At 48.1% G+C, this 25,487-nt stretch carries 27 protein-coding genes and 1 pseudogene; 20 read left to right on the forward strand and 8 right to left on the reverse strand.

Going from position 1 to position 25,487, the window contains the following annotated elements; genetic code table 11:
* Positions 1-57: 57 nt before the first annotated feature.
* Entirely contained in the window at positions 58-1,902 is a 1,845-nt protein-coding gene (gene htpG / locus LN737_RS21690) for a molecular chaperone HtpG (protein WP_405511911.1), read from the reverse strand.
* 166 nt (positions 1,903-2,068) lie between these two features.
* Between htpG and LN737_RS21695 the strand changes: the two genes are divergently transcribed.
* Both LN737_RS21695 and LN737_RS21700 read left to right on the forward strand, forming a co-directional pair.
* A complete protein-coding gene (locus LN737_RS21695; RefSeq protein WP_405511912.1) occupies positions 2,069-2,434 on the forward strand; it encodes a hypothetical protein in 366 nt (121 codons plus the stop codon).
* 47 nt (positions 2,435-2,481) lie between these two features.
* Complete coding sequence (locus tag LN737_RS21700; RefSeq protein ID WP_405511913.1) at positions 2,482-2,790, forward strand: rhodanese-like domain-containing protein; 309 nt, start codon at positions 2,482-2,484, stop codon at positions 2,788-2,790.
* On the opposite strand, the gene LN737_RS21705 is transcribed toward LN737_RS21700, so the two are convergent.
* From LN737_RS21705 to rplS, 3 genes are all read right to left on the reverse strand, one after another.
* On the reverse strand, positions 2,791-3,720 hold the full coding sequence (locus LN737_RS21705) for a bestrophin family protein (protein ID WP_405511914.1): 930 nt from the start codon (positions 3,718-3,720) through the stop codon (positions 2,791-2,793).
* A 56-nt stretch (positions 3,721-3,776) separates the two neighbouring features.
* Entirely contained in the window at positions 3,777-4,556 is a 780-nt protein-coding gene (dapF, locus tag LN737_RS21710; RefSeq protein WP_405511915.1) for a diaminopimelate epimerase, read from the reverse strand.
* 141 nt (positions 4,557-4,697) lie between these two features.
* Positions 4,698-5,072, reverse strand: coding sequence for a 50S ribosomal protein L19 (rplS, locus tag LN737_RS21715; protein ID WP_405511916.1), 375 nt, complete (start codon positions 5,070-5,072; stop codon positions 4,698-4,700).
* A 113-nt stretch (positions 5,073-5,185) separates the two neighbouring features.
* Between rplS and LN737_RS21720 the strand changes: the two genes are divergently transcribed.
* Positions 5,186-6,688 (forward strand): NAD(P)H-hydrate dehydratase, encoded by a 1,503-nt coding sequence (locus LN737_RS21720; protein ID WP_405511917.1) that lies wholly within the window; start codon positions 5,186-5,188, stop codon positions 6,686-6,688.
* A 213-nt stretch (positions 6,689-6,901) separates the two neighbouring features.
* The gene (locus LN737_RS21725) at positions 6,902-7,066 is read left to right on the forward strand and encodes a hypothetical protein (protein WP_405511918.1); all 165 of its coding nucleotides are present in this window, start codon (positions 6,902-6,904) and stop codon (positions 7,064-7,066) included.
* Between the two features lie 26 nt (positions 7,067-7,092).
* Here the strand turns inward: LN737_RS21725 and feoB are convergent, their stop codons facing one another.
* The 3 genes from feoB to LN737_RS21740 form a co-directional block, all read right to left on the reverse strand.
* A complete protein-coding gene (feoB, locus tag LN737_RS21730) occupies positions 7,093-9,210 on the reverse strand; it encodes a ferrous iron transport protein B (RefSeq protein ID WP_405511919.1) in 2,118 nt (705 codons plus the stop codon).
* A 91-nt stretch (positions 9,211-9,301) separates the two neighbouring features.
* Positions 9,302-9,529, reverse strand: a complete 228-nt coding sequence (locus LN737_RS21735) for a FeoA family protein (RefSeq protein WP_405511920.1) — start codon at positions 9,527-9,529, stop codon at positions 9,302-9,304.
* A gap of 98 nt (positions 9,530-9,627) precedes the next feature.
* Positions 9,628-10,392 carry a sulfite exporter TauE/SafE family protein gene (locus LN737_RS21740; protein WP_405511921.1) on the reverse strand — a complete coding sequence of 255 codons (765 nt, stop codon included), beginning with the start codon at positions 10,390-10,392 and terminating at the stop codon, positions 9,628-9,630.
* Positions 10,393-10,505: 113 nt separating this feature from the next.
* On the opposite strand from LN737_RS21740, the gene LN737_RS21745 reads away from it, so the two are divergent.
* The 12 genes and pseudogenes from LN737_RS21745 (at position 10,506) to LN737_RS21800 (ending at position 19,893) form a co-directional block, all read left to right on the forward strand.
* Complete coding sequence (locus LN737_RS21745; protein WP_405511922.1) at positions 10,506-11,180, forward strand: heme exporter protein CcmB; 675 nt, start codon at positions 10,506-10,508, stop codon at positions 11,178-11,180.
* 42 nt (positions 11,181-11,222) lie between these two features.
* Positions 11,223-11,882, forward strand: a complete 660-nt coding sequence (gene ccsA, locus LN737_RS21750) for a cytochrome c biogenesis protein CcsA (protein WP_405511923.1) — start codon at positions 11,223-11,225, stop codon at positions 11,880-11,882.
* A 68-nt stretch (positions 11,883-11,950) separates the two neighbouring features.
* On the forward strand, positions 11,951-12,223 hold the full coding sequence (locus LN737_RS21755; RefSeq protein ID WP_405511924.1) for a CcmD family protein: 273 nt from the start codon (positions 11,951-11,953) through the stop codon (positions 12,221-12,223).
* 18 nt (positions 12,224-12,241) lie between these two features.
* Positions 12,242-12,682 (forward strand): cytochrome c maturation protein CcmE, encoded by a 441-nt coding sequence (locus tag LN737_RS21760; RefSeq protein ID WP_405511925.1) that lies wholly within the window; start codon positions 12,242-12,244, stop codon positions 12,680-12,682.
* The gene (locus tag LN737_RS21765; RefSeq protein ID WP_405511926.1) at positions 12,679-12,876 is read left to right on the forward strand and encodes a hypothetical protein; all 198 of its coding nucleotides are present in this window, start codon (positions 12,679-12,681) and stop codon (positions 12,874-12,876) included. The genes LN737_RS21760 and LN737_RS21765 overlap by 4 nt, the downstream gene beginning before the upstream one ends.
* Complete coding sequence (locus tag LN737_RS21770) at positions 12,873-13,142, forward strand: type II toxin-antitoxin system RelE/ParE family toxin (protein WP_405511927.1); 270 nt, start codon at positions 12,873-12,875, stop codon at positions 13,140-13,142. The genes LN737_RS21765 and LN737_RS21770 overlap by 4 nt, the downstream gene beginning before the upstream one ends.
* Positions 13,139-15,802 carry a cytochrome c biogenesis protein CcsA gene (gene ccsA / locus LN737_RS21775; RefSeq protein ID WP_405511928.1) on the forward strand — a complete coding sequence of 888 codons (2,664 nt, stop codon included), beginning with the start codon at positions 13,139-13,141 and terminating at the stop codon, positions 15,800-15,802. Before LN737_RS21770 ends, ccsA (LN737_RS21775) begins: the two co-directional genes overlap by 4 nt.
* A gap of 62 nt (positions 15,803-15,864) precedes the next feature.
* Positions 15,865-16,092, forward strand: a complete 228-nt coding sequence (locus LN737_RS21780) for a hypothetical protein (RefSeq protein WP_405511929.1) — start codon at positions 15,865-15,867, stop codon at positions 16,090-16,092.
* A gap of 83 nt (positions 16,093-16,175) precedes the next feature.
* A pseudogene (locus tag LN737_RS21785) lies at positions 16,176-17,473 on the forward strand (hemolysin family protein).
* Between the two features lie 33 nt (positions 17,474-17,506).
* Positions 17,507-18,652: an aldose epimerase family protein gene (locus tag LN737_RS21790; RefSeq protein ID WP_405511930.1), complete on the forward strand. Its 1,146-nt coding sequence runs from the start codon at positions 17,507-17,509 to the stop codon at positions 18,650-18,652.
* 41 nt (positions 18,653-18,693) lie between these two features.
* Positions 18,694-19,332, forward strand: coding sequence for an orotate phosphoribosyltransferase (gene pyrE, locus LN737_RS21795; protein ID WP_405511931.1), 639 nt, complete (start codon positions 18,694-18,696; stop codon positions 19,330-19,332).
* A 111-nt stretch (positions 19,333-19,443) separates the two neighbouring features.
* Positions 19,444-19,893, forward strand: coding sequence for a (4Fe-4S)-binding protein (locus LN737_RS21800; protein WP_405511932.1), 450 nt, complete (start codon positions 19,444-19,446; stop codon positions 19,891-19,893).
* 98 nt (positions 19,894-19,991) lie between these two features.
* Here the strand turns inward: LN737_RS21800 and LN737_RS21805 are convergent, their stop codons facing one another.
* Positions 19,992-21,341 carry an NAD(P)/FAD-dependent oxidoreductase gene (locus tag LN737_RS21805; protein ID WP_405511933.1) on the reverse strand — a complete coding sequence of 450 codons (1,350 nt, stop codon included), beginning with the start codon at positions 21,339-21,341 and terminating at the stop codon, positions 19,992-19,994.
* A 285-nt stretch (positions 21,342-21,626) separates the two neighbouring features.
* On the opposite strand from LN737_RS21805, the gene kaiC reads away from it, so the two are divergent.
* The 4 genes from kaiC to LN737_RS21825 are packed head-to-tail and all read left to right on the forward strand — an operon-like array spanning position 21,627 to position 25,285.
* Complete coding sequence (gene kaiC, locus LN737_RS21810; protein WP_405511934.1) at positions 21,627-23,348, forward strand: circadian clock protein KaiC; 1,722 nt, start codon at positions 21,627-21,629, stop codon at positions 23,346-23,348.
* Between the two features lie 11 nt (positions 23,349-23,359).
* Positions 23,360-23,665 carry a circadian clock KaiB family protein gene (locus tag LN737_RS21815; RefSeq protein WP_405511935.1) on the forward strand — a complete coding sequence of 102 codons (306 nt, stop codon included), beginning with the start codon at positions 23,360-23,362 and terminating at the stop codon, positions 23,663-23,665.
* 1 nt (position 23,666) lies between these two features.
* Positions 23,667-23,981 carry a circadian clock KaiB family protein gene (locus LN737_RS21820; protein ID WP_405511936.1) on the forward strand — a complete coding sequence of 105 codons (315 nt, stop codon included), beginning with the start codon at positions 23,667-23,669 and terminating at the stop codon, positions 23,979-23,981.
* Entirely contained in the window at positions 23,981-25,285 is a 1,305-nt protein-coding gene (locus tag LN737_RS21825) for an ATP-binding protein (RefSeq protein WP_405511937.1), read from the forward strand. The genes LN737_RS21820 and LN737_RS21825 overlap by 1 nt, the downstream gene beginning before the upstream one ends.
* Positions 25,286-25,487 lie beyond the last annotated feature (202 nt).

Genomic DNA, 25,487 nt, shown 5'->3' on the forward strand with positions numbered 1-25,487 from the left:
CAGGCTACCCGATTCGGATAGCCTGTTTTGTTTAGAAGAACGCTAGCTGACTACTCGTTATAACGTAGCAACCGTACGTTTTACAAAAGCAGTCAGGTCAGCCCCCGTAAGCATATTCTGCGAAAGCAAGGCAAGATCATATATTTGTTTTACCAACGATTTCTGGGCATCAGCATCCGCTTCAGCCAGAATTTTACTGGTTATTGGATGGTTGGCATTGACCACTACGTTATAAGTCAGTGGCAGATTACCATAAAAAGACTGTTCGCCGGAGAGCGCCGACATGTCTTTCATCCGGCGCATAAACTCAGGCAACGTAATGGTTACCGGCAGTTCGTCGGTCGGCTGGGCCTCTATGCTTACGTGCAGCATTTTGTTGTCCAGAACCTGCTCAAACACTTCTTTCAGTTTCGTCTGATCGGCCTCCGACAAGACGCTTTCATTCGAAAGTCCTTTATCAATCAATTTATCGAGCGTATCGGCATCAACCCGCTGGAAGCGAACCTTTTCGAGTTTCTGCTCAAGGGCATTGATAAAGTGCGAATCAATTACGTTATCCATCAGCAGCACATCATAGCCGCGCCGGGTAGCCGACTCAATGTAGGCATGTTGCTGCTTGGTATCGGTGGTATAAAGCAGAATCAGCGAATCGTTTTTGTCGGTTTGATTAGCCTGTACTTTTTCCCGGTATTCATCCAGCGTAGCGTATGCCCCTTCGGTATTTTTGAGCAGCACGAAGTTTTTCGCTTTCTCCCAGAATTTATCATCGCTCAGAATTCCGTATTTAATAAACAGACCGATGTCGTCGAATTTTTCTTCAAACGCTTTCCGATCCGCATTAAATAAATCGTTGAGTTTATCGGCTACTTTGCGGGTAATGTAGCCATTGATTTTCTTCACGTTGGCGTCGGCCTGAAGGAAGCTCCGCGATACGTTGAGCGGAATATCAGGCGAGTCGATTACGCCGTGCAGCATCATCAGGAAGTCGGGCACTACGTCTTTTACTTCGTCGGTAATGAATACCTGACGGCTGTAAAGCTGAATTTTCTCCCGCTGAAAGCGTAGCTCATTTTTGATCCGTGGGAAGTACAATATCCCTGTCAGGTTGAAGGGGTAATCAACGTTCAGGTGAATCCAGAACAGCGGCTCCTCGCTCATCGGATACAACTCACGGTAGAAGGTTTTATAATCTTCGTCGGTCAGATCCGCAGGCGCTTTTGTCCAGATGGGTGTGGTGTTGTTTACGACCTGGCCATCGAATTCAATCGGCACGGGCAGAAAACGGGCGTATTTATCCAGAATACCCCGTAGCCGGTCTTTATTTAGAAACTCTTCCGAATCAGGCGCTATGTGCAGAATAATATCGGTTCCCCGCTCGGCCCGTTCGGCAGGCGTGAGTTCATATTCGGTTGACCCATCACACGTCCAGCGAGCCGCTTCCGCATTAGCCCGGTAGGATTTTGTTACGATTTCAACTTTTTCAGCCACCATGAAGGCGGAGTAAAAGCCTAATCCAAAATGTCCGATAATCTGACCTTTATCATCGGTTTTGTCTTTGTATTTTTCCAGAAAATCAGACGCTCCCGAGAAAGCAATCTGGTTGATATATTTCTTGATTTCATCGGCAGTCATCCCGATTCCATTGTCGCTGACCGTAATGGTTTTGGCTTCCTCATCGAGAGAAACGGTCACTTTCAGGTCGCCTAACTCGTCGCTAAACTCGCCGAATGAGGCTAACTGGCGTAATTTCTGCGTAGCATCGACGGCATTCGAGACCAGTTCCCGCAGAAAGATTTCATGGTCGGAGTAAAGAAATTTCTTGATAATCGGGAAGATATTCTCTGTATGGATTGAGATCTGGCCCCGCGTGGACTCGCCTTTTTCGTTCTGTACGGCTTCCATATTGCGTTTTTACGTTATCAATGATTGATTAATGTAAATGGTCAGTCTTCAAATCCTGTTCCAGTACTTACCCGGCTGACAGATTGACAGATTAATTCGATAAAGTATTAATTTATTGCAACTCTTTTAAGGCGGAATGAGTCTTTAATAGAAAAAGGAAATACGTATGCGACTTATTTTGCTCGCAGGATTAACTCTCCTATTAAGTTGCCACAAAGAATCTAGTCTGGTAAACGGAAACGTACGTAATGAGGCTGCTCGCATTTTTGCCAATAACCTGGCTGTAGATGGTTGTGAGGAAATGGTTCGACTGGAAGTTGATAGTTCACTCAATAATTTTATTGGCTATAAGCCAAGCCCTTCTACGCTTCCCCTTGTGCAGAAAGCACTTGCAGGCACTTCCCCGGGCCATACTGGTCGGGCTGTTACGATTCGTTTTTTTGAAACCGGAAAGCAAGTCTCTCTGCAATGCGGCTGGGGCAACGCTCCTCAGGTACCCGAGATTGAGGTCCTGGAAATCACCCCACGGTGAGGAATGACAGCCGAACAGGTAGGCAAACTCAATTGTTATGAATCTGCATGATTTCACATACCTACACCGACATTTCCCTTAGGGAACTCGAATCGCTACGTCAACAACCCAACACAGCCGTTGTCGATGTCCGCGATGAGTGGGAATTTGAGGAGTTTAATATTGGTGGATTAAACATTCCGTTACCCGATATACGTACCCGGAAAACCGAACTCACTCCCTATACTACGTTGATTGTTATCTGCACAAACGGGGTTCGTAGCCGGGTTGCCGCCAAAGATTTTCTACGCCAGCCGGAATTTCAGAGCAAAACAATTTATCACCTCCACGGCGGCATCATTGAAGCGGAAGATTAACTACGTAACGATAGTAAAACCGGGCTTGGCCGCCTGCTTTTCAATGTGCGGCAATTGTATTTGCAGGATATCGTGAACGTTTACCCGGATAAGCTGACTTAACTGATTCAGGGGCAAATCGTTACGTTCCAGACCAAAGGGTTCTTCAATCTCTTCGCCGATCATTTCCAGCCCAACCAGTACGTACGAGGTCAGGATAACAGCTGGAATGGTCAGGTAGCCAAATGCCGTAACAACCGTAAAAGGCAGCAGAGCTACGTAGAGCATAATAAACAGCTTGATAAACAACATGTAAGAGAACGGAATAGGTGTACTCTTGATGCGTTCACAAATACCGCACACATCCATTAATGTTGTCAGGTATTGATTCAGGTTAATATGCTGTGATTCAGATATATGACCCTCCCGATATAGTATTTCTGTTTTTACCCAAAGCTGGTTGGCCACCCCCGCTGGTTTATGATCGAAGTTACTCAGATCCCGGCGTTCGACCTCTTCAACCATATCCAGCTCGTGCGTACCGGATGTATCGCGCAGATGATTTTTCAGGGCAAACGGGAAATTAGAGATGGCTTTCGCATAGAACAGACGGCTCTCCTTATCTCCTTCGAGCAATACGGCGTTAAAAAAAATAGACAGATTCCGGCAGTTATTAACCAGCATACCCCAGGCTTGTCGTCCTTCATAAAAACGATCATAGGCCGTATTGGTCCGAAAAATCAACAGCAGACTCAACAGGATTCCCATCGCTCCCAGAAACGAGCTGGGCGTATCTTTCAGTCGTAAATCGGTGTAGTGCATTTCACCTATCGTAATGATTGTTACGTAGATGGCAACCACAATCAGTCGGCGTAACAGGGCTTTGGCCGTCGGGCCCGTATGAAAGTGCCAGATGGACGATAGAATACCCTTATTCTTATAGAGAATCATTTGTTACGTTCGTGCGAACTATCAAGCTGTAGTACTCTAATTAACTGGAAAGATGGCTAAACAGTTATAGATCCCGAAAAAACCCGCTTAGCTGGCCCAATCAGATGGATTGAATCAAACTGGCCATCAGCTTTAGGGGTAAACGATACGCTCAGATTTCCACCCAACGTTTGAATAGCGACGGGGGCATCCATATGCAGCTGCTGATGAGCCACAAGGGCAACTGCCGTTACGCCTGTACCGCACGAATACGTTTCATCCTCCACGCCCCGTTCGTACGTCCGGACAAATAACGTATGATCGTCAATAACCTGCATGAAGTTGACGTTCGTGCCGCCGGGCTGAAACGTTGAATCATACCGTAACGCTCGTCCTTCACTGACAACATCCAGCGATTCCAGGTCATCGACCGACCGGACAACATGTGGTGAACCCGTATTCAGAAACGTAATTCCGGCACGATCTTCAATCCCCGAAACATTACCCATCTTTAACGATATATCGTCGCCAAGTACTTCGGCTGTATGTTCACCATCGACGGCCAGAAAGCGAGTTTTCTGCGCGAACAATCCCAGATCATGGGCAAACCGAACAATGCATCGCCCACCATTGCCGCACATACTACCCTCGGCTCCATCGGCATTGAAATACACCATTCGGAAATCATAGTCCGGGTCGTTCCGAAGTAGAATCAACCCATCTGCGCCAATACCGAACCGGCGGTGACACAATTTTTCGATCAAAGCCTGATCAGTAGCGGGGAAGTTTTCGGCGCGGTCGTCGATAATGACGAAATCATTGCCGGTACCCTGATATTTATAAAATGGGATAAGCATGGGAAGATAGCAGAAGGGAGAAGGCAGAAGGAATGTGCAGCAGATGCTTTTTCCATTTTCCCGTCTGCTTTCTCCAGTGTTTATAAAAAAAGCCGCCTTTTTAGGCAGCTTTTCTTTAAATCATTCGGATTGAAGAAGCAATTAAGCTACCACAGCTACTTTTGCCTTGCGCTCTTTCACACGAGCTGCCTTACCTTGGCGACCACGTAGATAGAACAACCGCGCCCGGCGAACTTTGCCTAGACGAACCACTTCAATCTTGTCGATGTTCGGCGACAGAATCGGGAAAATCCGCTCTACGCCGACGCCGTTCGATACTTTGCGAACAGTGAATGTTTCACCACCGCTGCTTGGGTTCCGGCGTTGAATAACCGTGCCCGTAAATATCTGAATACGTTCCTTATTTCCTTCGCGGATTTTAACGTGTACGTTCACCGTATCTCCCGCCCGGAATGTGGGCAACTCGGTGCGACGTTGCGCGTTGTCTGCCTCCACTAATTTGATTAACTCGCTCATGACTGTATATAATCGCCAGATAACTATTTGCGAAATGAGCCGCAAAGATAGCATTTTTCTGCTACGGAGAAAATACTTTTGTAAAATTGCGTTGCGTATTTGAAGCCTAATCCATGAAAATTCTGAATGTCGATCAAATCCGGGCCCTCGATGAGTATACAATCCGGCACGAACCCATTGCACCAATCAACCTTATGGAACGGGCAGCCATGGCTTTTGTCGACTGGTTCGTGGATCGCTTTTCCGATACGACTCCGACTAAAATCTTCTGCGGCCTGGGCAACAACGGCGGTGATGGCATGGCCATTGCCCGGTTGCTTCTGGAACGTAGCTACCCCGTTGAGGTAATCGTTGTGCGGTATGCACCCCGCGAATCGGATGATTTCATGCACAACCATCGCCGGCTCAAACTCGTCACGGAGAACGTAAAGTACGTTGAATTTTCCCGCGACATTCCAGCCATCCGTCATAATGAAGTTATTGTCGACGCCATTCTGGGAACGGGTCTGTCGCGCCCGTCAGATGGTATTGTTAAAGAAACCATCGCTGCAATCAACCGTGCTCCGGCTACGGTTATTTCCGTCGACATTGCCAGTGGACTTTATACCGATCAGGCTAATGGCCCCACCGACGTCATTATTGAGCCTGATTATACCGTTACGTTCCAGTTACCAAAACTAGCGTTCGTGCTTCCCAAAAATGGCCGCTACGTTGGCGAGTGGCATACCGTTGACATTCGGCTGTACAAACGTTACATTGATCTGGCGCCAACGCCCTACTACTTTACACAACCTCAGGAAGCCCGGTTGCTGCTGCACAAACGGGATCGTTATTCCAATAAAGGTACGTTTGGGCATGCTTTGCTGCTGGTGGGTAGTCACGGCAAAATGGGGGCTGCCGTACTCGCAGCGCGTGCCTGTCTACGTGCCGGTGTAGGTTTGCTTACCGTGCAGGTACCCCGGTGCGGCTATTCGATTCTGCAAACGGCTGTTCCCGAAGCCATGTGTCTGCCCGACGGACATCAGAACGTACTGACAGGTTCAAGTGAGCTTGACGGGCCTCCTCCTACCGATTATTCGGCCGTTGGCATTGGTCCCGGCATTGGCAAAGCGCCAGAAACACTTGCCATGCTGAAATCGTTATTACCGACGCTGAAAAAACCCATTGTGGTGGATGCCGACGCGTTGAATCTCCTTTCAGAAAATCGTGAACTCCTGAAAAAGCTCCCGAAAAACAGCATTCTGACCCCGCACCCGAAAGAGTTTGAGCGGCTTACGAAAAAATGGGATGATGATTATCAGAAACTGGACATACTCAGGGAGTTTGCAAAAACTTATAATGTAATAGTTGTTTTAAAAGGTGCTTATTCGGCCATTGCCACTCCTGATGGCGACGTTCATTTTAATTCGACCGGTAATCCAGGACTGAGTACGGGGGGCACAGGCGACGTACTGACGGGCATTCTGACGGCGCTGCTGGCACAGGGATACGATCCTGTGGAAGCGGCTGTTCTGGGTGTGTTTGCCCACGGACTGGCTGGCGATCGGGTGGCTGATCAACGAGGTCCCATCGGTATGATTGCGTCGGATGTGGTGGATGCGCTACGCTGGACGTAAAAAATAACGGAAAAATGAGCTGTTTTGCCGTTACTTCCAGAAAAAACGGTGTCCTAAGGTTTATAGAAACATAAGCTTTAGCAGTGGATCAGGTAGTTATACGTATTGCAAAAAATCCGGGTTTATGCGCTATTTTAACTGGAAACGCAGCGCCAATTTTGCAATCGTAATCAATCCTTTTGCCACACCAGAAACGACACTTTTTTCCACACCATGAAACAGACAGCGCAGCGGGACTGGCGGAATGATCGCCAGTCTCGAAAGACCCGGGAATCGTTTGATCACACAACAGCGTTGGGTAGCCTGACAGTAGCCTTGTTGTTCTACATTGTCTATTATTTTATTTATCCGCTGATGTCGAAAGGCTTACTCTGGTAAGCGATAGATGACAGGTAGGAAACGGATTAGTGCATGAGTTGATACGTGGCAAAAGCCGATACATAAGCTAGCGTCATCATGTAGATTAACTGCACGGCTGGCCATTTCCAGCTTTTGGTTTCGCGTTGAGTAGCGGCCAGCGTACTCATGCACATCATGGCAAATACGTAGAAGACCAGCAACGACCAGGCCAACGCAGGTGTGTACATTGGCCCACCTGTTTGGGGGTTACGTTCCTGACGAAGTCGCTCCCGAATGGTTGTGCCTTCCTCATCGGCTCCATCTCCAATACTATAAATGGTCGACATCGTTCCTACAAATACTTCACGAGCCGCAAACGAACTAAGTAACGCAATACCGATTTTCCAGTCGTAGCCGAGCGGCCGAATAGCGGGTTCGATGAAATGTCCAAAGACACCTGCATAGGAGGCTTCGAGCCGTTCTGACGCAATCCGATTCTGCAATTCTTCGGTTGATACACCAGTGCTTTGCTGGCGAGCCTGCGTTTCTGCCTGATTCATGGCATCGCCAGGGCCGTAGCTGGCCAAGACCCACAAAATAATCGAGATAGCCAGAATAACGCGACCAGCTTCCCAGACGAATGCCCGAACGCTTTCCCAAACCGTTAAGGCAACATGGTTCCAACGGGGGAGTTTAAACGTCGGCAATTCCATAATGAAGAAGCTACGTTCTTTGCTATGGAGAAAGAGCTTCAATACATAAGCGGCCAGTAATGCACTGACCAATCCTAACAGATATAAAGCCATTAAGGCTAATCCCTGCAAGTTGAATACGCCCAGTACCCTGTGACTTGGCACAACCAGAGCGATAAGAATAGTATAGATCGGTAGACGGGCCGAACAACTCATCAGGGGAGTTACCAGAATCGTGATAAGCCGGTCGCGCCGGGTGCCAATACTGCGGGTAGCCATAATGGCGGGTACAGCGCAGGCTACTCCCGAAATAAGCGGCACTACACTACGTCCATTCAACCCGAATTTGCGCATGATTCGATCCATAATGACCATTACCCGCGACATATAACCCGATTCTTCGAGCAGAGAAACCAGCAGAAACAAAAACGCAATCTGCGGTATGAATACCAAAATCCCCCCGATACCTGCCAGAATACCATCGGTAAGTAGATCGGTGAGCGGACCGGCGGGTAAGCTTTCCTTTAACTGTCCATTGAGCCAGGCCACCCCCGCATCGATACCATCCATGAAGGGCTGCGCCCAGGCAAAAATTGCCTGAAAAATCAGCAGCAGAATGAATAGGAAAATAGTGTAACCCCAAATAGGATGAAGCAGTACGCGATCAAGTTTCCGGCTCCAGGTTGGCCGATTCGAGACTCGTCGATTCTCAATAACCGTATCAACTATTGTTGCAATACTTTTATAGCGGGCGATGGTTTCGCCTGCCTGAAAAGTTCGTTCATTGAACTGGTGCTCATCAATAATCGTGTCCAGCCCGAGCTGCTGCTGACGGTTCAGAAACGTAAAGCCATCGTGCTGAATTACGTACTGAAGGGCCAGATAGTTATTGGTCAGCTTGTACTGATCTTTTGTGTCGGTAATCAGACCGGGTGCTTCCTGAGCTGGATCAAAAAACAGTTCGCCAGATACGCTTGGCTGCTGAATCTGCTCCACAACGGCCTTCGTGAGCTGGTTTAGTCCTTCGCCAGTTCGTGCATTAATCCGCACTACGGGTACATTCAGAAGCATGGCCAATCGAACGGCATTCACATCTTTCCCTTCCTGCCGGGCCACATCCAGCATGTTCAGCGCCAGAACAACCGGAACGCCCAGATCGGCCACCTGGGTGAAAAGCAGAAGATTGCGGTGTAAGTTCGATGCATCGATTACAACCACCGCTACGTCAGGATAATCGGGATGATCGGGATTGGCCAGAATATCGGTTACAATCTGTTCATCCAGCGATTTTGGGTAAATGGAGTAAATGCCAGGAAGATCTACTACGGTGGCAATGGTTTGCGTATCAATTGGCCATGTTCCGGATTTTTTATCAACCGTAACGCCGGGGAAATTCCCGGTTTTCTGGCGCAATCCAGTCAGTTGATTGAACAACGATGATTTACCAGCATTTGGATTGCCAATGAGCGCAATGACAGGAGACGGTTCCAACGCAAAAAATGAATAATGGATAATGAATGCTGTACAATGAACAATGGAAAAACGGCTTCATTATTCATTATCTATCCTTATCCATTCATAACTAATTATCAATAAGGATCGTAGCAGCTTCCGACTTACGCATAGCCAGACAATAGCCCGCAACATTCAGGCAAATCGGATCGCCGAGTGGAGCTTTAGAGATCAGACAGATTTGTGAACCTGGCAAACATCCCATTTCCAGTAATTTCAACGACATAACCTGATCGCTGAATGCCTGAATCGTGGCCTGCTCACCAATTTTCAGGTCGGCTACACTACGTTTACTCATGGTCAAAAATAATTAAGAATCCGACCAAACTTCACTAAGCTTATTTAGATTCAATTTAATTAATGCAAGATTACAACCGAAAGTTCTCCAATGCAAATCTATTTAAGCAAATCCCATGCAAATCGAAGGATGGTACTGGCTATAACCAGCAGGAAGAATACCCGGATGAACTGGTTGCCTTTCAGAATCGCTAATCGAGCCCCAATAAATGCACCTGAGAGATTAGCCACAGCCATTGGCAGGGCCACTGAATATAATACGTACCCCTTACTGGCGAAAAAAAGTACGCTGGCTAAATTGGTAGAAGCATTCACCAGTTTGGCATGAGCACTAGCTTTCAGAAAGTCGAACCCAATCAGTACAATAAAACCTACCACCAGAAAACTTCCCGTGCCCGGACCGAAAAACCCGTCGTAAAAACCGATTATAGCCCCCATACTCCACATGAGCCGTTTTTGCTGGCGATCGGTAAGCATGCGCTGGATAGCCTGCCCGAAGTTTTTCTTTGTGAAGGTATAGCCAAAGACAACGATCAGAATGGCCAGTGCGAAGGACTTCATGAAACTATTCGGTACGAATGTGAGCGTCCAGGACCCGAGTCCCGCAGCCATAAACGCAATCAACATCATGGGGGCAATCAACCGCCCGTTTACGGTTACGCGTCGGCTATACTGAAAAGCGCCCATTAGGCTGCCACACAATGATGGGATTTTAGTGGTGCCCAGCAGTGTCGGAACAGGATACTGAGGTAGGGTAAACAGGATTGCGGGTGTTTGAATCAACCCGCCCCCACCAATGATGGCATCGATAAAGCCAGCTACAAATGAAAATCCGCAAAGGGTAATGATTTCGACATACGGCATACAGCGCCCAAAAGTACGTCAAATACGATCAATAAGTCGTTACGTTCTTTTCTACACATAGCCTTCCTGCTTTCCCGCTTCTGACGTAAATTTGCAAACTCGAACGAATAAGTATGACAAAGTCAGTACAGCAGATGAGCGCACTGATGCGGAAGGAGTTTCTGCTGGAGTGGCGCCAACGCTACGCCCTCAACGGTATGTTGCTGTATATTGTCGGCGCCGTGTTTGTTTGCTACCTGAGTTTCAATGCCCGCCGGGGTCAGCTCACACCGATTGTCTGGAATACCTTATTCTGGATAATCTTATTATTTACAGCGATCAATGCTATTGCCAAAAGCTTTGTTCAGGAGCGGGCCGGGCGGCAGTTGTACTACTATACGCTGGCTAGCCCGCAGCAGATTATTCTGTCGAAAATTCTGTACAATACGGCTCTGATGCTGGTGTTGGCCCTGTTGGGCTTTAGCGTTTATACGTTTGTGCTGGGTAATCCGGTCAACGATGTGCCTTTGTATATATTGACTTTACTATTGGGTGCCGTAGGGTTTGCTGCTTCGCTGACACTTGTATCGGGTATCGCCAGCAAAGCGGAAAATCCGGCGACATTGATGGCCGTACTAAGCTTTCCGATTATTCTGCCGCTGCTACTGATGCTGCTGAAAATCTCAAAAAACGCATTGGATGGTCTCGACCGTAGCAGCAGTTGGAATGAAATCGGTACGGTACTAGCCATTGATGCTATTGTCCTGACATTATCCTGGCTGTTGTTTCCGTTTTTATGGCGGAGTTAAGTAAAAAAAGCTTAAGTGTGGGCATCCTGCCTGCGTGATGAAATGAATAAAAACTGGTGGAAGGCCCTTGCGGTCCTGATTTTGTCTTACGTTGTTCTGAAAGGATTGCTGGGCGTAGTTCCTCGTCAGCCTATCCTGAATGAGAGTATCCGGAATGTGTATTTCCACGTACCGCTTTGGTTCGGTATGATCATTCTGCTATTGACCTCGGCTATTTATTCCATCCGGTACCTGCGCAGTGGTCGCTTTGATGATGATTTGGTAGCGGTTGAATTTGCGAATACGGCTATACTGTTCGGTATTCTTGGTTGTGCGACGGGTTCTTTGTGGGCCAATTTTACCTGGGGCGAACCCTGGCCAAACGATCCCAAACTGAATAGCGTAGCAGTAGGTATGCTGATGTACTTTGCCTACCTGATTTTGCGCGGCTCTTTCGACGACGAACAACGGCGCGCCCGTATTTCGGCGGTTTACAACATCTTTGCTTTTGCCGTTTTCGTTCCGCTGATTTTTATTGTGCCCCGGCTAACCGATTCGCTGCATCCTGGCAATGGCGGCAACCCGGCTTTTGGCAAATATGACATGGACAATAACATGCGGACCGTTTTCTATCCGGCCATCATCGGCTTTACGCTGCTGGGCGTCTGGATTACCGAATTGCGGGTTCGTATGCGCCGGATCAAAGTGGCTTTGGATGACTAAACTCATCCAAAGTCCCGGAATGATTCATTCTGATTTTATGTTAACTTTTAGACTTACTGATTACCGACATGTATCTGTCATTGCTTCGTAAATTTCCTGTAGCAGCCCTGATTTTACTCAGTCAGAATCTCATGGCCCAACAATCGGTTTCGGAAGGGGTCGAAATGGCTGACCGGCTTCGGGCCGACGGCAAAATCTGGGTGGTGGTAGCGGTTATTGCAGCCGTGTTTGCCGGCATCATTATCTACCTTGTTCGACTTGATCGGCAAATTGGCAAACTGGAAAAGGAAGTGAAAGACAAGAACTCAACCAATTCCGTACGATTAACGACTAACGATTAACGACTGTCAACACATTTCATGAAACTCTCGCATATTTTAGGTATTATCGTCATTGCAGTCGCCATTGGCATTATCGTTGCCACAGCCGGTGACGCTAGTTCGTACGTTACGTTCAAACAGGCTTCGGAACTGGCTCAGGGCGGCAACGAGAAGATGATTCACGTGGTTGGTAAGGTAAAAAAGAATGACCAGGGTCAGATTGTGGACATGCTGTATAACCCGGCGATTGATCCGAACCACTTTGAGTTTACGCTTGTGGACAACAATAATCAGGAACAGAAAGTCGTATACAATAGTCCAAAACCACAGGACTTCGACCGTTCCGAACAGATCGTTGTGATTGGCGCCATTCAGGGCGATCATTTCCAGTGCAATAAGATTTTGCTCAAATGCCCATCGAAATATCAGGACGGCAAGCTGGAAACAACCGAACACCAAGCCAAAACGGCAAAAATATGAGCGTACAGGAAATTGAAAGGGCAGCTAAAGAACTATCAACTGACGAACTGGACGGTCTTGTAACTCGTCTTTTTGATTTTTTTCATGAACGTTGGGATAAACAAATAGAGGCAGATGCCGAAGCAGGCCGATTTGATACCCTGCTCGACGAGGTCCGGGACGATATCCGTCAGGGGAGAACCAAACCTCTATGAACCACCGTACAACGCCAAAGTTCTGGAAATGTTATTACAATTTATCAGAAGTCGTTCAGGAGTTAGCTGATAAAAATTTTGAGCTATTAAAAGCCGATCAGGCACATCCATCCTTACACTTTAAAGAAATAAGTGGTAAGCACAATTTATGGTCAGCGCGTGTAGGCGATCATTTTCGTGCATTAGCTCTACGAGAAGACGATGAATTATATTGGTTCTGGATTGGTACACACGAAGAGTATAATAAACTCATAAAGCGATTATGATTCACGAAACTGTCGGGCAACTCGGCCATTTTTTTGTCATCCTGTCTTTCGTTACGGCCCTGGTTGCAACGGTAGGCTATTTCCTCTCGTCGCTTGGCCGACAAAGTTCCGTACAGGCCGTATTTGTTGAGGAACCTCAACTGGCTTATGCTGGCGAGTCGAGTTTTGGTGGTAAAACCGCTAAGCGAAAGGCAAAAACCGTTGCCCCGGTTTCGCAACCGCCTGCCCGCGACGACTGGAAAACACTGGCTCGCTGGGCGTTTGGTATCCATGCGCTGGCAGTCTTTGGCGTAGGTGTCACCCTCTACTATATTATTTATAACCATTACTTCGAGTATCACTACGCCTGGAGTCATTCGTCGCTGGCTCTGCCGGTACAATACATGATTTCCTGCTTCTGGGAAGGTCAGGAAGGTTCTTTTCTGCTCTGGTTATTCTGGGATGCTGTACTTGGCCTCATTCTGATACGGACCAGTGGCAGCCGGTGGGAAGCGCCTATGATGACTGTCTTTGCATTGGTACAGGCCTTTCTGGCATCGATGATTATGGGCGTTGTCTTTGCCGATACGTTCAAACTGGGGTCTTCGCCGTTTCTTCTGCTGAGAGAGGCCATGCCCGATACGCCAATTTTTGCCACTGACCCGAATTTTGTGCCTAAAGACGGGAACGGGCTGAACCCACTGCTTCAGAACTACTGGATGGTAATTCACCCCCCAACCTTGTTCCTTGGCTTTGCCCTGACGTTGGTTCCTTTTGCTTATTGCATTGCTGGTCTGTGGCGTAACGAACCCATCGAATGGATTCGCCCTGCTCTCCCATGGACGCTTTTCGGTGCTATGGTCCTCGGCGTTGGTATAATGATGGGTGGTTACTGGGCTTACGAGACCCTTAACTTCGGCGGCTACTGGAACTGGGACCCGGTCGAAAACGCCGTGTACGTACCCTGGCTGGTGATGGTGGCTTCGCTGCATACCATGCTGATTGCCAAACGCAGTTCGACGGGGCTAAAAACAGCCATCATTTTAACAATCAGCACCTTTCTGCTGATTCTTTACTCTACCTTCCTGACACGTAGCGGAATTCTGGGCAACGCATCTGTACACTCGTTTACTGATCTGGGCTTATCCGGTCAATTGCTGGTTTATCTGCTGGCCTTCGTCGTATTGGCTGTAGTACTGGCCGCTAATAAATGGAAATTTATTCCAAGTGATGAGAAAGAAGCCTCGGTGTATAGCAAGGAGTTCTGGCTGTTTATTGGCGCTACGGTGTTGTGTCTGGCCGCCTTTCAGGTGATTGCCACGACGTCGATCCCGGTGTACAACAAGATTTTGGAGTCGTTCGGGAAAGTATCCAATCTTGCGCTACCTGCCGATCAGATTGCCCATTACAATAAATTTCAGGTTTGGTTTTTTGTTGTGATAGCCTTGCTGACAGGCATAGGTCAGTACCTGTGGTGGCGCAAGATCGACAATAAGAAATGGGATGCCCTCATTACGCCTGGCATTCTGACTTTGCTTATCAGCGCTGGCCTGATCGCTTTTGGCTCAATCAAAAATCCCATTTACATGGTATTGCTGGTCGCTTCGATCTTTGCTCTGATTACAAACGGCACTATTCTCGTCGGCATCATCCGGGGTAATTATCGGGTATCGGGCGGAGCCATTGCCCACATCGGTATGGCGCTTATGCTGGTAGGCATTCTGTACTCGGCAGGCTTCTCCCGAGTGATTTCGATGAACAACAGCGGCTTGCTCATTTCAAAGCAGGAAGAATTCACCAAGAACGATAACAAAGAAAATAAAGAGAATACGCTGCTTTGGCTGAACCAGCCTGAGCGGATGGGGCAATATCAGTTAACGTATCGCGGACAGCGTATCGAAGCCCGCGATGTACCGGGTTACATTCCGCGTAAGGATGTCACGATTATTGAGGGCGACTTCCACGGCGTTGCTCTGCGTGATATTGAACAGAACGGCAAAGTGTACCACAAAAAAGGGGATACGTTGGCGCTCTATCCTGAAAACACGTACTACGAGGTTGAATATCGGGAGCCGAACGGCAAAGTATTCAGCCTTTATCCAAGAGCGCAGGTAAACGAACGAATGGGCTTGCTGGCCTCACCCGATACTCGTCACCAAATCGACCGGGACATTTATACGTATGTTAACTCCGTTCCAGATCCTGAGGCTGAAAACAAGTGGGAGAAAACCGAAACGTATAGCGTAGCGATTAAAGATACGTTCTTCCTGAACGACTACGTAGCGATTCTGGATGATGTAGCCCGGACGAATGAAGTCGAAGGCATGGAAATCGGTCCCAACGACGCGGCAGTACGAGCCAAAGTACGTGTTCTTGATAAAAACGGTGAACATATCCTGAATCCAGCGTTTATTATTAAAAACCGCATGGTTGCTCATCCGGCAGAAATGAGCGATGAGTTGGGCGTTCGTATTCAGTTAAATGAAATTGACCCACGTACGGGCAAGTTTACCTTTGCAGTTAACCGGACGCAGCGCGATTACGTGGTGATGAAAGCGTTTGAAAAACCGCTGATCAACATCCTCTGGATCGGAACGTTGATCGTTGTGCTGGGCTTCCTGATAGCGTTTTTCCGCCGGTATCAGGAATTTAAAAAATCTGTTCATAAGTCGGTTAGCTAGTCAGTCGGACAGTAGCTGATCAACTTATGGATTGACTCACCGACTGACGAACTGACTGATTTATGAAACTTTCTGAGATTCTTCTTCTTGCCGCAGGTGCTGGTTTTCTGATACTCTGGATTGCCGAGTATCAACGGACTAGTTTTGCCGAGAGCTACTGGCTCCTGATGCTGTGCCTGGGCTTCTTACTGGCTTTTCAATACGTTAAAAACAGGCGGCTCGAACGTGAAAAAGCCATTTCTCCCACAATTAAGCAGATGGTGGAGGATCGCAAGAAGAAAAAGAAATAGTGCAAAAGTTGACAGTCAGGCGTCGACACTAGGCGATTAGGCCTACTGAATACCGACTGCTGACTCTTGACTACCAACTACTTATGGAGCCCTACGTTCTCTTATTTGGTGCCTTACTTGCGTTAGTGCTCGCCGGATTCTTTTCGGCGGTCGAGATGGCGTACGTTTCAGTAAACCGGCTGTATTTTGAGCTCCACAGCAAACAAGGACCACTGGGCGAAAAATTAGTAACGAGTTTTCTGAAAAACCCGATTTTGTTTGTCGGCACAACCCTGACGGGCAATACGCTCTTTCTGGTGCTGTATGGCGTACTTGGTGTAACGGTGCTGAACCCACTGCTTCTGGCTATTTTGCCTAAATCCTGGTCCGTCCATGAATTTGTGGTTATCTCTATTGAGACCCTGATTCTGACCGTTATTTTTCTGCCACTGGCCGATTACCTGCCCAAGAGTCTTGCGCTGATTCATCCCGACCGATTTCTGGAAAAGCTGGCTGTGCCCCTTTGGGTTATTTACAAAGCCATTGCTCCCGTTGTACGCGTACTGGTTGGCACCGCCCGGTTTTTCATCCGGTACGTACTGGGCAGACGAAATCCGGAAATACGCCCCGTATTTGGCCTGACAGACCTAAATCAGTACCTCCAGCAGTTAAACAATCAGAAGGATACTACGGAGGAAGCGGTAGAGGTCGACACACAAATTTTTAACAAAGCGATCGAATTTAGGGACGTACGCGTGCGCGATTGCATGGTGCCCCGGACGGAGATTGCCGCTGTTGCGGTAGACGATACGGTTGAGGAATTACGGCAGGTATTTCAGGACAGCGGGCACTCTAAAATTGTTGTGTATCGCGACTCGATTGATGACGTGATTGGCTATTGTCATGCATTGGCTTTGTTTCAAAAGCCAGCGACTGTTGAGGAGATAGTTACGACAATGATTATCGTTCCCGAAACCATGCCCGCTCAAGACTTGCTGTTGCGGTTTCTATCGGAGCGCAAAAGTTTGGCTCTTGTAGTTGATGAGTTTGGCGGAACGGCAGGCATTGTCAGTGTAGAAGATATGGTCGAGCAGATTTTCGGGGAAATTCAGGACGAATACGACACAAACGAGGACTGGGTCGAACAACAGCTTGATGAAAAGACCTGGCTGTTAAGTGCCCGACACGAGATCGATGATTTAAATAAAACCTACGGGTGGACGATTCCGCTGGGCGACCAGGCATCGGCCCGATACGATACGCTGGGCGGTTTAATTCTGGCTACCAACGAAGATGTTCCGCGGGTTGGTGAGATTATCGAACTTCCCCCTTTACGTTTACAATCATGTCAATGGATGGTAGTCGAATTGACACCGTAAAAGTCCATTTGAACCGTGAATAACGTAAGCCAACAGTTGGTATAGCATCGATTTTCATGAAAAGTATCCTCTTACTCCTACAAGGGCTGCTATTGAGCAGCGTAGCACCTATGCCCAATACAGACCAGAACGCACTGCCCCCTCGAGCGGGAATTGAAAAAACACAATTCGGTACGTTTCCCGATGGGCGTGAGGCTGATTTATTTACGCTTCGCAATGCAGCCGGAATGGTAGTAAAAATCACGAATTACGGCGGCTATATCGTTTCCATGACTGCCCCCGACAAGGCTGGTAAGCAGGAAGACGTAACGCTCGGAATGCCCTCCTTTTCCGATTATGCGAAAGGTACGCCTAGTTTGGGGCCCATCATTGGTCGCTACGGCAATCGGATTGGCCAGGCAAAATTCACGCTCGACGGCAAGGAATATACACTGGCACCAAACAACAACGGCAATCACATTCACGGCGGTCCAACGGGTTTCGACAAACGACTCTGGAAAGCTACGCCCATTGATGGCAAAGAACCGGCCGTTGTGTTAAGCTACTTCTCCAAAGATGGCGAAGAAGGCTATCCGGGCAATCTGTCGGTTGAGGTTCGCTATACGCTACAAAAAGACAATGCGTTACGTATCGACTACAAAGCAACTACGGATAAAGCGACGGTCATTAACCTGACGAACCATACGTATTTCAACCTGAGCGGTCTGAAACGCGATGTGCTGAACAATGTGTTACTGATTAAAGCCGATAGATTTTTGCCTACGGATGCCAAGCAAATTCCCACCGGCGAGCTTCAGGCAGTAGCCGGTACGCCTTTCGATTTCACGAAACCAACCGTAGTAGGCGACCGTATCAACGACACAACCAATACGCAGATTCAGTACGGCCATGGCTATGATCACTGCTGGGTATTTACGGATAAATCGAAATCGCTGAAACTGGGCGCTACCGTTTATGAACCCGTTAGTGGCCGGTTTATGGAAATGTTCACAACCGAACCCGCCGTACAACTTTATACAGCCAATCACCTGAACGGAAAGCTGATTGGCTTTAACGATGTTCCGTACACGCGTCGTTTTGGTCTTTGTCTCGAAACGCAGCATTTTCCCGATTCACCTAACAAGCCCAATTTCCCAACGACAGTACTACGGCCGGGCGAGACCTTCAAAAGCACAACTGTTTATAAATTTTCGGTGAAGTAAGGCTTACTGTTTAATTTTGGGCCATCACTTATTAGTTCTCCGTGGATTCGTTATCTGTTCAACAAACCGTTGCGCGGCATTTGCTGGCTGTGCAGGCAGTTCGGCTTCGGCCAAATGAGCCCTTTACCTGGAGTTCCGGCTGGAAGTCCCCCATTTACTGCGACAACCGTGTTACGCTGGCGCACCCCGAAGTCCGTAGTTATATCAAAACGGCCCTGTCCGATGCAATCCGTCAACAGTTTCCGACGGCGCAGGTTATCGCGGGTGTGGCTACGGCAGGTATTCCGCAGGGAGCTTTGGTGGCAGACGTCCTGAACCTCCCCTACTGCTACGTTCGACCGGAACCCAAAGCGCACGGAATGGGCAAACAGATTGAAGGGTATCTGGAATCGGGGCAGCGGGTGGTGGTGATTGAAGATCTGATTTCAACGGGTGGTAGTTCCCTTAAAGTGGTGGATGCACTGCGGGCAGCAGGTGCCGAAGTTTTAGGTATGGCGGCCATATTTACGTACGGCTTCCCGTTGGCCGATCAGAATTTTGCCGCGAAAAACGTACCGCTCGTTTGTCTGAGTAACTATGACGCTTTACTGACTGAAGCGCAGACACTTGATTATATACCCGCCGACGCCCTCGATTCCCTGGCCGCATGGCGACAAAACCCGGACGAGTGGGGTAAATAGAGGACCGCTTAGCCGGTTGAGTATATAGACTTTTCATAGCGTGGTGTCGGATTCTTCAATCCGACACCACGCTATGAAAAGTTCGATTCGTAGACGTTGACATTTGACTTTATGAACCCGTCAGAACAAAATCCAGCGCCCGACATCACCAAAACGTATACCAATGGTGAAATTACGGTTGTCTGGAAGCCCAATACCTGCATCCATTCCAAAGTCTGCTGGACGAATTTAATTGAGGTATTCAACCCGAAGAAACGCCCGTGGGTAAATATGGACGGTGCTTCAACCCAACGGATTGCCAATCAGGTAGACCGCTGCCCCTCGAAAGCCTTGAGCTATTTTCGGAATGAAGACCCATTGCAACCCGAAGCTATCCAGACCGAAAGCCTTGTGGAGCCCTTACCCAATGGTCCTTTGCTGGTATACGGAAACCTGCGGGTGAAAGATGCACAAGGACACGAAATACAGAAAAACAACGTAACAGCTTTCTGCCGTTGTGGTAATAGCAGCAACAAACCCTATTGCGACGGTTCGCATCTAAAAGTGGGGTTTGTTGGTTAAGTTCGTGGCAATTTCCCTATAAAAATGCCTGTCACGTTAAGCATTTACGTAACAGGCATTTTTATAGGGGGAACTTTCGACAGTCACAACTCAGAGTCTCAATCTGGCAACATGGACTTTAAGTCGGATGCATGAGTCGGGTACGCAAGCAACGTATCACCCAGATCTTTTGCGGAAATGCGATGTTTCATAGCAAGGGTGAACAGGTTGATTAATTCTTCGCTGCCAGAACCAATCAGATGAGCGCCCACAAGTTGATTGGTTTCCTGGTCAACCAGAATTTTATAGGCCGAGGTCGATTCATTAATCCGCCGACTTACGTACCAGCTATCCGTTTCCTCAAACATAACGGTCACACTTCGCCCCTGCTCATGAGCCTGTTCCTCCGTCAGGCCAACCGACGCCATCGATGGTACTGTAAATACCGTTGTTGGAACAGGGTCATCTGAATACGTTTTCTGATTGCCCTTCAGGATATTGGATGCAACAATATTGCCTTCATACGAAGCTAAAGGTGTAAGCGGCAAGCCTTTATCTGCTACGTCTCCACAGGCATAAATAGCTGGATTCGATACGCTTTGCAGGTACTTATTCACCGTCACTCCGTTCTTTCCGGCAGCCACACCCGCTTTTTCTAATGCCAGTTCGGCTACATCAGCCACGCGACCGGCTGCATGAACCACCAGATTAGCCGATGCCTTATGGCTGTCGCCGTCACGCTCATAATGCACCGTCAGTGCCTGAGCCTCCCCTTCTACAGAAGTCACTTTGGCGTCCAGTACTATAAAAATCCCGATGGCACGCATGGCTTTCACAAGCAGGGCCACCAGATCGGCATCGAACCCTTCCAATGGCCGTTTTCCCCGGTGCAGAATTGTCACTTTCGCCCCCGCACGAGCCGCAATTTGCGCAAACTCAAAAGCAATATATCCACCCCCAACCATCACAATCTCAGCAGGCAGTTCGGCCAAGTCCATAAATCCTGTGCTGTCAGTAAGCAACTCTTCTCCCGATATATCCAGTGGTTGCGGTCGGTGGCCGGTTGCAATTACAATGTAATCAGCCTGTAGCTCGTCGTCGCCGACTCGTAGGGTACGAGGAGATAAAAACGTAGCGACACCCCGAAAAATGTGAATACCCTGATCGATAAATTTCTGCTCTGTATTTTCTGGTATAGGGTCCGTAAATGTTTTCTTAAACCGGATCAGGTCAGCCCAGTTAATGGATGCTTTTTCCCTGATTCCTTTTCCAGCTAACTGTTCAGAGCGGGCAACGATTTCTGCGGCCCCTACCAGCACCTTTTTCGGATCGCAGCCGCGTTGTGAACATGTACCCCCAAACGGTAGTTTATCAATTATAGCTACGGATTTTCCGGCCTTCCGGGCGGCTTCAGCAACGGTTTTTCCGGCTGATCCTGTGCCGATAACAATAAGGTCGAATGCCTGCATACTTAAAAAGTAGTAGTGAATATGTAGACATAACTCTATAAAATGGATTAAGTCTGTGCAAAACAAGAAGTTTATGTTAAAGCCAGATGTCCGCTTGGTAAGCTATTGATATATCTACCCAACATTCCCAAACGTATTCGTATCTTTCAACAATCAAATGGTCAATCGTTTTACTAAGGTATTGTCTCGCTTGAATCATTCATTAACCGGCTCAGGCAGACTGACCCATTTGACCAATTTTTCGACTGCCTTTACGAATACAGTTTTTGAAATTTGCAACGTTAAATGAGCTTAAAATCCTCGAAGCAAACTACATCTCCTCTTTTACCCCTACCCAAAACGCCAACGGGTATCACTGGCTTAGACGAGATAACCAGTGGGGGGCTGCCCAAAGGGCGTCCGACGCTTATCTGTGGAGGCACAGGTTGTGGTAAAACCCTGTTCTCAATCGAATTTATAGTACGGGGTGCGCTAGACTACAACGAGCCGGGCGTTTTTATGGCTTTTGAGGAAAAAACAGAAGAACTCGCGGCCAACGTAACCTCCCTCGGGTTTGACCTGAATAAACTTCAGCAAGACAATCTGATCAAGCTGGATTATGTCCATGTCGACCGTAGCGAAATCGAGGAGACCGGCGAATATGATCTGGATGGTCTTTTTATTCGATTAGGATACGCCATCGATAGCATAAAGGCCAAGCGAGTGGTACTGGACACCATCGAAAACCTCTTCGCTAACCTTACAAACGAAGGTATCCTGCGCAGCGAACTCAGAAGACTGTTTGGCTGGCTCAAAGAAAAGGGCGTAACAACCATTATAACCGGCGAAAAAGGAGAAGGCATGCTAACGCGGCACGGACTGGAAGAGTATGTGTCTGACTGTGTCATTCTGCTGGACCACCGTATCAGCAACCAAATTTCAACCCGCCTACTGCGCATTGTTAAATACCGGGGTTCATCGCATGGTACCAACGAATATCCATTCCTGATCGATCAGGACGGCATTTCGGTATTGCCCGTTACGTCACTAACGCTCGACCATGCCGTTACGAGCGAACGTATTTCATCGGGTATTCCGGCGCTGGATAAGATGCTGGAAGGAAAAGGATTCTTTAAGGGGAGTAGTATTCTGGTTTCCGGCACAGCCGGCACCGGAAAAACCAGTATAGCGGCCAGCTTCATCAACTCGACCTGTCTGCGTGGTGAACGTGCCATGTACTTTGCCTTTGAGGAGTCACCAAATCAGATTATTCGGAATATGCGTTCCATCGGGTTTGATCTCCAGGAACATGTTGATAAAGGCTTACTCAAGTTCAACGCCACCCGACCTACGCTCAATGGTCTGGAGATGCACCTGGTTACTATTCATAAGCTCATTCAGGAATTTATGCCTGAGGTGGTAGTTATCGACCCCATCACCAATCTGATTACCGTTGGCTCAATTAGCGAAGTTCGTTCGATGCTGATGCGACTGATTGACTTTCTGCAAACCGAGCAGATCACAGTCATGTTTACGGCTTTATCACTCAATACGATTGTCAGCGAGCAGACTGATGAAGGCGTATCGTCCCTGGTAGATGCCTGGTTGCTGGTGCGGGATATCGAATCAAATGGTGAGCGCAACCGGGGATTATACGTAATGAAATCGCGGGGAATGAAACATTCCAACCAGGTTAGGGAGTTTATTATTACCAGCGATGGCCTGGATATGGTTGATGTGTACCTCGGCGTCGATGGCGTATTAACCGGATCAGCGCGGGAAGCCCAGCAATTACAGGAGGTAGCTGGGGTGGCCTTACGCGATCAGGCCGTTACCCGTAAAGACCGGGAGATTGAACGAAAACGACTGGTGCTGGAATCGAAGATTGCCAGCCTGCGGGAAGAGTTCGAATCGGTACAGGAAGAACTGAATAAATCGTTCGTTGATGAAGAACTGCGAAAAGAAATTATGGAAAAAAACCGGGAGCAGATGATCCGCAGCCGGCATAATGACACAGAGCAGCCATAACCACCACCCTGATGAATGAGTTAATGAGTGAAGATAAAGATATTTGGGAATTACGACTCTATATTGCCGGAAAAACGGCAAAATCCGTCACGGCTCTGGCTAATTTAAAAAAGTATTGCGAAGAGCACTTGAAGGATCGTTATGTGATTGAGGTTATTGACTTGCTGACAAAACCACAGCTGGCCGCTGGCGACCAGATTCTGGCGGTACCAACCCTGGTAAAAAAAGTACCGGAACCGATTCGTAAGATTATTGGTGATCTGTCAAATGAAGAAAAGGTTTTGGTTGGATTAGACATTCGTTCGGCAAGAAAATAAGATGATTGAGCCATCAGTGACAGGAGATTTCGATCCGGATGGCAACGACCAGCCCTATGTGCTGCGCCTGTTTGTTACGGGTGCTTCCAGCAATTCGGTACGGGCAATTACCAACATCAAGTCGATCTGTGATACGTATCTGCCCGGTCGCTACGAGCTGGAGATCATAGACGTGTATCAGCAAAAACAGATTACCGAACAGGAGCAAATTATTGCATTACCACTGCTCATCAAGTACCTGCCTTTACCCAGGCGTCGGTTGATTGGTGATATGTCGGATACCGAACATGTACTTAAAGGATTAGGATTAGCTTGATGGCCCCGGCGAAAACATATGAACAACTTGTAGCCGAAAACGAACAGCTACGTATCCAGCTGGAAGAGGCTACCGATACCATTCAGGCTATTCGAACGGGTCAGGTTGATGCGCTGATTGTTGATGGCGAACAGGGTCATGAACTCTATACACTTAAAACGGCCGATCAGACTTACCGGGTTTTTATCGAAACCATGCATGAAGGCGCCGTAACGCTCAGCGAGAACGGGCTTATTCTGTACGGAAATTCCACCTTTGCTTCCATGGTCGATCTGCCCCTGTCGAATGTGCTCGGGACAGCGTTCACTACGTTTATTGATGCCAGTTGTATGGATGCTTATGAGCATTTCTTCAGGCAGAGCTGGCTGGCACCCAATCGGGTAGAAATGATTATTCGTTATATCGATAAACGACTGACCTGTTTGCTTTCGGCTACCCCTTTAGAATTGGACGAAGGAAAATGCCTGAGCATCATCCTGACGGACCTTACCCTGCAAAAAGAGAATCAGAAACAACTGAAAGCCAATAATGAACAGTTAGCCCTGATGAACGCGGCTCTGGAAAACAGCAACCGGGCGCTGAATCGGTCGAATGATAACCTGCAGCAATTTGCCTACGTAGCTAGTCATGACTTGCAGGAACCTCTGCGTAAAATTCAACAGTTTGGCAACTTACTGAAATCAGGTTATGAAGTCGGCCTGGGTGAACAGGGCGCTGATCTGATCAACCGTATGGAATCGGCCGCTTCCCGGATGTCGGCACTTATTCGCGATTTATTGACCTATTCACGTTTGACGATTCCTTCCGAAGCATTTCAACTTCAGGATTTGAATCTAATTGTTCGCGATGTGCTGGGTGTTCTGGATCTGGTTATTCAGGAAACCGGCGCCACAATACGAGTTGATCAATTGGGCAAAATTCCTGGCGATGCTACGCAACTGGCGCAGGTTTTCCAAAATTTACTGACCAATTCGATCAAGTTCATGAAAGCCGGTGAACCGCCCGTTATTCACCTTAGCCGCCAGACCGTAAGCCGGGCGGAGTTGCCCGAAAACTACCAGCCGCTCAACGGCCAGCAACAGTTTTGTCTGATTCAGGTTGTTGATAATGGCATTGGGTTTGATGCGCATCAGGCGGAGCGTATTTTCGGTACGTTTCAGCGATTACACAGCAGAGGCCAATATCCCGGCACTGGTATTGGTTTGGCGATTGTCAGGAAGGTCGTCGAAAATCACCAGGGGTACGTTATGGCGCAAAGCCAGCCGGGCCAGGGTTCCACTTTCAGCATTTATTTGCCGCTCTAAACGTAAAAAGCGAATGCGTAGCTGATCTACACACTCGCTTTTTGTTATCTCAAAAACTAGCTCCGTTACGCTACGGCTTTGTACAACTCTTCGCGTTGCTGCTTCACGCGCGGGTCGGAGATGAACTCGTCGTAGGTCATCAGTTTGTCGAGGATACCCACTGGTGTAATATCGACAATCCGGCTGGCGACCGTCTGTACGA

Source organism: Spirosoma sp. KNUC1025, from assembly GCF_045160025.1.
GTDB lineage: Bacteria > Bacteroidota > Bacteroidia > Cytophagales > Spirosomataceae > Spirosoma.

Bases quoted from the DNA above. Each gene is read 5' to 3' on its own strand.
- LN737_RS21825 (WP_405511937.1), top strand. From the start codon at position 23,981: ATGGCCCCGGCGAAAACATATGAACAACTTGTAGCCGAAAACGAACAG.
- LN737_RS21780 (WP_405511929.1), top strand. From the start codon at position 15,865: ATGAAACTTTCTGAGATTCTTCTTCTTGCCGCAGGTGCTGGTTTTCTG.
- kaiC (WP_405511934.1), top strand. From the start codon at position 21,627: ATGAGCTTAAAATCCTCGAAGCAAACTACATCTCCTCTTTTACCCCTA.
- LN737_RS21815 (WP_405511935.1), top strand. From the start codon at position 23,360: ATGAATGAGTTAATGAGTGAAGATAAAGATATTTGGGAATTACGACTC.
- ccsA (WP_405511928.1), top strand. From the start codon at position 13,139: ATGATTCACGAAACTGTCGGGCAACTCGGCCATTTTTTTGTCATCCTG.
- LN737_RS21720 (WP_405511917.1), top strand. From the start codon at position 5,186: ATGAAAATTCTGAATGTCGATCAAATCCGGGCCCTCGATGAGTATACA.
- htpG (WP_405511911.1), bottom strand. From the start codon at position 1,902: ATGGAAGCCGTACAGAACGAAAAAGGCGAGTCCACGCGGGGCCAGATC.
- LN737_RS21700 (WP_405511913.1), top strand. From the start codon at position 2,482: ATGATTTCACATACCTACACCGACATTTCCCTTAGGGAACTCGAATCG.
- LN737_RS21770 (WP_405511927.1), top strand. From the start codon at position 12,873: ATGAACCACCGTACAACGCCAAAGTTCTGGAAATGTTATTACAATTTA.
- LN737_RS21695 (WP_405511912.1), top strand. From the start codon at position 2,069: ATGCGACTTATTTTGCTCGCAGGATTAACTCTCCTATTAAGTTGCCAC.
- ccsA (WP_405511923.1), top strand. From the start codon at position 11,223: ATGAATAAAAACTGGTGGAAGGCCCTTGCGGTCCTGATTTTGTCTTAC.
- rplS (WP_405511916.1), bottom strand. From the start codon at position 5,072: ATGAGCGAGTTAATCAAATTAGTGGAGGCAGACAACGCGCAACGTCGC.
- dapF (WP_405511915.1), bottom strand. From the start codon at position 4,556: ATGCTTATCCCATTTTATAAATATCAGGGTACCGGCAATGATTTCGTC.
- LN737_RS21820 (WP_405511936.1), top strand. From the start codon at position 23,667: ATGATTGAGCCATCAGTGACAGGAGATTTCGATCCGGATGGCAACGAC.
- LN737_RS21755 (WP_405511924.1), top strand. From the start codon at position 11,951: ATGTATCTGTCATTGCTTCGTAAATTTCCTGTAGCAGCCCTGATTTTA.
- LN737_RS21740 (WP_405511921.1), bottom strand. From the start codon at position 10,392: ATGCCGTATGTCGAAATCATTACCCTTTGCGGATTTTCATTTGTAGCT.
- LN737_RS21765 (WP_405511926.1), top strand. From the start codon at position 12,679: ATGAGCGTACAGGAAATTGAAAGGGCAGCTAAAGAACTATCAACTGAC.
- LN737_RS21735 (WP_405511920.1), bottom strand. From the start codon at position 9,529: ATGAGTAAACGTAGTGTAGCCGACCTGAAAATTGGTGAGCAGGCCACG.
- LN737_RS21790 (WP_405511930.1), top strand. From the start codon at position 17,507: ATGAAAAGTATCCTCTTACTCCTACAAGGGCTGCTATTGAGCAGCGTA.
- LN737_RS21725 (WP_405511918.1), top strand. From the start codon at position 6,902: ATGAAACAGACAGCGCAGCGGGACTGGCGGAATGATCGCCAGTCTCGA.
- LN737_RS21760 (WP_405511925.1), top strand. From the start codon at position 12,242: ATGAAACTCTCGCATATTTTAGGTATTATCGTCATTGCAGTCGCCATT.
- LN737_RS21805 (WP_405511933.1), bottom strand. From the start codon at position 21,341: ATGCAGGCATTCGACCTTATTGTTATCGGCACAGGATCAGCCGGAAAA.
- LN737_RS21745 (WP_405511922.1), top strand. From the start codon at position 10,506: ATGACAAAGTCAGTACAGCAGATGAGCGCACTGATGCGGAAGGAGTTT.
- LN737_RS21705 (WP_405511914.1), bottom strand. From the start codon at position 3,720: ATGATTCTCTATAAGAATAAGGGTATTCTATCGTCCATCTGGCACTTT.
- LN737_RS21800 (WP_405511932.1), top strand. From the start codon at position 19,444: ATGAACCCGTCAGAACAAAATCCAGCGCCCGACATCACCAAAACGTAT.